Raw genomic sequence first — 4,696 nt, forward strand, 5'->3', positions numbered from 1 at the left:
AGAGTTGGGAAGCTAAATAATATATTTTTTAATTGCTACTAGTGAATAGTGCTTTGAGCTCCGTTGCATCATCAGCTTTCATTTTTCCAGCAAGAATAAGTCGCAATTGACGGCGACGAAGTGCTCCGTCGAATAACTTTTTTTCTACTTCGTTTTCTGGCTCAATTTCAGGAACAGTTACTGTTTTGCCTTCGGCATCAATTGCTACAAAGGTGTAAAAAGCTTCGTTTGATTTTATTCTTGTTCCAGATGGTATATTCTCTGCCCACACATCTAATCTAACCTCCATAGAAGTGCTAAAAGCTCGTGTTACTACCGCTTCAATGGTAATAACATCACCGAGTTTTATAGCATGCTTAAAGGAGACATTATCTACTGAAGCAGTAACTACAATATTATTGCAATGTTTTTGAGCTGAAATTGCTGCTGCAATGTCCATCCAATGCAGTAAACGACCACCCATTAAATTATTTAATGTATTGGTATCGTTTGGTAGGACCAGCTCATTCATAATGGTAAATGATCCTTTTGGACTTTTAATAGAAATGCTCATTTTTCAAAGATACTGCTTTATTGTAAATCTATTTTTCGCAATTATGTCAAATTTAGGTATTTGAAGCGATCGAAATACTATCTACGGGTGGTATTAATTTGGGTATAGCCAAGCAACTCTTCCCAGCGAGAGCCAGGTTTACGATGGTAAAAAAATATTTGATAATTGTTTTCTGTTTCAAAATGTGAGCCGTCAAAAATCACATCATCTCTAGTTTTACCATCCTCTTCAATCCATACATAATGATAGTCTATTAGCCCTTGCTTTAAAAATATAGAACCACTAAAGCGGTTTCTTGATTCATCATAATCCAATCTATTTATAAGTCGATAATCATTAAATTGACCCACCACATAAAGATTGCCATTAGTTGGCGGCTTTTTTTCAGATAAGCTAAAATGGACTGTTACATAATCAGCATCTGTTCTTTGATCCCGTCCATCCAGATTTCGAACATAAAATGCTCCGTTTTCATCATTAATAAAGGTGTATCCTAAGCGGTTTTCTGAAATATCATTTAGTAAAAAAACATGATTGACCGTGTCTTGTATTATTTTCCCTATTCTTTCTGTTTTAAAGCGTAAACTTCGAATATCGAATCGCCTGAATTCATTTCCAGCTTTAAAATCGAGCGAATTCATGTCATTGTAAACCAATTGATTAGCTCTGATAAAATTAGGACGGATTAAAGTTTGAGAATTATCATGTCTGCCATTTTGTAAAACTCTAATTTTTGTTTCTATGTAAGGATTATTGATGATTTTCTGACCATGTTCTACTAGCACATTTATTTTCTGCATCTCATTCCTTAGTGCAACATTATTCGAACGACTGATTTCAGGTAGGATAGATACTTGAGGGTCGACCACAAAAAAACGTTTGCTAATCAATATTTTCCTTTGATCATTATCTTCATATACTTTTAAAAGGTAATTGCCTGAAATCTTGGGTTTAACAGTCAGATTGGGTAAGCTCAATTCATAATGTGTATATTTTTGAAGCGTATTGAAGGAAATTCGGTAATCGTTGATCCGGTCTTCGGTGAAACCTTCCAGAAAATCAAAAGGAGAGAGTCGGCTACTATTCCATTCAGAATCACAATGTTCAATTGAATAGGTCATATTTCTGCTTCCTGGACGTAAATCGTCGAATGCTAAAATCAGATTTTCGCTACTGCCCAATACATAAACTGGAATAGATTGTTCCTTATTTCGGTGGTAGAATTCAACCGATTTTATCTCTGGGATATAAACAGTATTTTCATACCGGATGGTGTTGTATGGTGTTTCTGGTGGACGAACACGCACTTTTTTCTGTCCCATTGACAGGGCATAAATCAGTAAAAGTGGAATTAGAATGATTAATTTTTTCATAAAATCATTAATTGCTCCAACCTGGATAATCTGAAAAGAGGGGGATTGTTAATTCCCCTCAAGCTCCATAATGTCTTCGGCCATGCGTTCCCATTCAGCTTGCGCTTTTAATAAACGTGGACTTAGTTGTTGGTAGCGTCTGTTGGCTTCAGAAAGTTTTTCAGGGTTAGTAAAAACCTCTTCTTTGCTTAGTTCTGCTTCCGCCTCTTTTACAGCACTTTCAAGCTCTGCGATATCAGTTTCAAGCTTTTGCAGTTCTTGGTTTAGCTTTTTAATTTCCTTGCTTTTATCTTCTACTTGAATTTTGGGTTTTTCTGCCTTTTTTTCCTCTTTCTTAGGAGTATCCTCTATTTTTTTAGGGACATAAACTCTTTTAGAACTCCATTCTTCATATTCAGCATAGGTTCCAGGATATTCTTTTATTTCTTGATCTTCGATGAACCAAATTTTGTTGGCCACATTATCAAGCATATATCTATCGTGTGAAACCACGATAAATGTACCCTCGTACTGCTGAAGTGCTGATATTAGAATATTAACTGAGGCAATGTCAAGGTGATTGGTCGGCTCATCTAAAATAAGGAAGTTGGCATCAGCAGTAAGTGCTTTTGCTAAGGCTACCCTTGATTTTTCTCCTCCAGAAAGAACCTTGATTTTTTTAAAGACATCATCTCCGGTAAATAGGAAACAACCTAATATGGAGCGTAATTCTGTCTCGGTATGCTTTGGAGCAAAGGCTTGGAGTTCTTGAATTAAGGTGTTTTCTAAGTGTAGAGCTTCCAGCTGATGCTGTGCGAAAAATGTTTGTGTTACATTGTGTCCAGTTTCGCACATTCCGGTAAAATTATTTTTATCGGCACCAGCAATAATTTTCAGAACGGTTGATTTACCTCTACCGTTAGCTCCAATAAGCGCTATTTTATCACCTTTTTCAATGGTTGCTGTTGCATTTTTAACAATTGGAACACCAGGATAAGATTTGTTAAGTTCTTCAATACGAATAACATGTCTTCCCGATTGCTTGCTAAACTTGAAGCTGAAGTTTACGGATGGATTATCATCATCTACATCATCTACACGTTCCATTTTTTCAAGAGCTTTTATCCGCGATTGAGCCATTTTAGCTTTACTCGCTTTTGCTCTAAAACGTTCAATTAATCGCTCTTCTTGCTTGATTTTGGCTTGTTGGTTCTTGAATTGGCCGCTTTGAATCTCTTCTCTAAGACCTTTCTCCTCAACATAGAAACTGTAATTTCCAGCATAAGAAATTAGTTTGCCTTTTCTAGATTCAACAATCTTTTTTACTACTCTGTCTAGGAAATACCTATCGTGAGAAACAATGACAATGGCGCCTTCAAAGGCTTGTAGGTAAGATTCTAGCCATTTGATAGATGGTAAATCGAGGTGGTTGGTTGGCTCATCTAGTAAAAGAATATCGGGACTTTGAAGCAGTATTCTGGCGAGCATCACGCGCATGCGCCAGCCTCCAGAAAATTCAGAAAGTGTTCGTTGGCTGTCTACTTCACTAAACCCTAAACCTGCCATGATTTCATGAGCACGGTATTCAATATTATAGCCATCTAAGGCTTCAAACTCATTTTGCTTGTCACTTAATTTATTAAGTAAATCGTCTGAATAATCAGTTTCCAATTTCTTAAGAAGTACTTCAATTTCGGTGTGGAGTTGGTTTTGACGTTCAAAAGCTTCCATCGCGACATGCAATATACTCTTGTCGCTTTGGTAAGATAGAAGATCTTGATTTAAGTATCCTATCTTGATGTCTTTTGCCATGGAGATTGTCCCACTAGTAGGGGCATAATCTCCAACAATTATTTTTAATAGTGTTGTTTTCCCGGTTCCGTTTGCACCAATAAGACCAATTTTTTCTCCTGGTTTAATGTGCCAATTGGCTTCGTCGTATAATGCCCTTGCACCGATCTCGAACGTTAGGTTGTTTATTGCAATCATTTGCCGCAAAAGTACGGATTTTATAGATTATTTTTTGCTAAAAGCGCGCTTTGTCTAGATTTATTTTGTCTTTTTGATTTACCAGGATTTATAAATTTATTGGCTTCTCTAAATTAGTAGACTCTGTTTTTTGAATATAGCACTATTAGCCAAAATCCAATTCAAGACAATTGGTTTTTTGAAAGTAAAAATGAAAATGATTATTGAGGATCTTGAAGAAGATTTGTATTGTATTTGATAAATTTCAATATAAAATAAATCATAATGGAGGCCAACCCTCCAATGTAAAGAGAAATATTATATTGATGATCCACTTTAACAAATTCACCTCCCAAATCAAAAAGGCAAAATATTATTAGGAGAGCAGCAAAACCATTTTTTTCTTGACGTAAAACCTTTTTCCAATTAAAGCTATAGCTCGTTTTTTTGAAGCTGCTGAAGTCAGGGACAATAATGGGTGTTTTTCTTGCCCATTCTAAATAAGTGTCTCCAAATTTATTCTTTAAAAATTGTTCTTCAGTAAAAATTATGCGCTCATAGTATAAGAAATAAAATAAAGTAAATGAAACGATGAACCAGAAATTGCCAGTAAGCATTGCAATGCCTAACCACATAAAAAAATTACCCACATAAAGGGGGTTTCTAACCATTGAATAAATTCCTGTTGTGTTTAATTCGTCGGCAACTTGTTCATCAGTATTTCTTCCGGAAGTGTTTGGGCGGCTATATCCTACGGTGTAAACTCGGATGAAAAATCCTATAAATGCGACAAAAAGACAGCCTAATTCATAAAGATATTGTT

Annotated in this window: 4 protein-coding genes; all 4 read right to left on the reverse strand. The window is 35.7% G+C overall.

What is annotated here, in order from left to right:
* Window positions 1-28 precede the first annotated feature (28 nt).
* Window positions 29-553 carry an acyl-CoA thioesterase gene (locus ACILQF_RS10665; protein ID WP_395627392.1) on the reverse strand — a complete coding sequence of 175 codons (525 nt, stop codon included), beginning with the start codon at window positions 551-553 and terminating at the stop codon, window positions 29-31.
* A 77-nt stretch (window positions 554-630) separates the two neighbouring features.
* Window positions 631-1,926, reverse strand: a complete 1,296-nt coding sequence (locus tag ACILQF_RS10670) for a DUF5103 domain-containing protein (protein ID WP_395627393.1) — start codon at window positions 1,924-1,926, stop codon at window positions 631-633.
* A gap of 48 nt (window positions 1,927-1,974) precedes the next feature.
* A complete protein-coding gene (locus ACILQF_RS10675) occupies window positions 1,975-3,894 on the reverse strand; it encodes an ABC-F family ATP-binding cassette domain-containing protein (RefSeq protein WP_395627394.1) in 1,920 nt (639 codons plus the stop codon).
* A 200-nt stretch (window positions 3,895-4,094) separates the two neighbouring features.
* Window positions 4,095-4,696 (reverse strand): methyltransferase family protein (locus ACILQF_RS10680; protein WP_395627395.1); only part of this gene is annotated, 602 nt, incomplete at its 5' end.

Origin of the sequence: Daejeonella sp., from assembly GCF_044232565.1 — a bacterium.
In the GTDB taxonomy this organism is placed as follows: domain Bacteria; phylum Bacteroidota; class Bacteroidia; order Sphingobacteriales; family Sphingobacteriaceae; genus Daejeonella.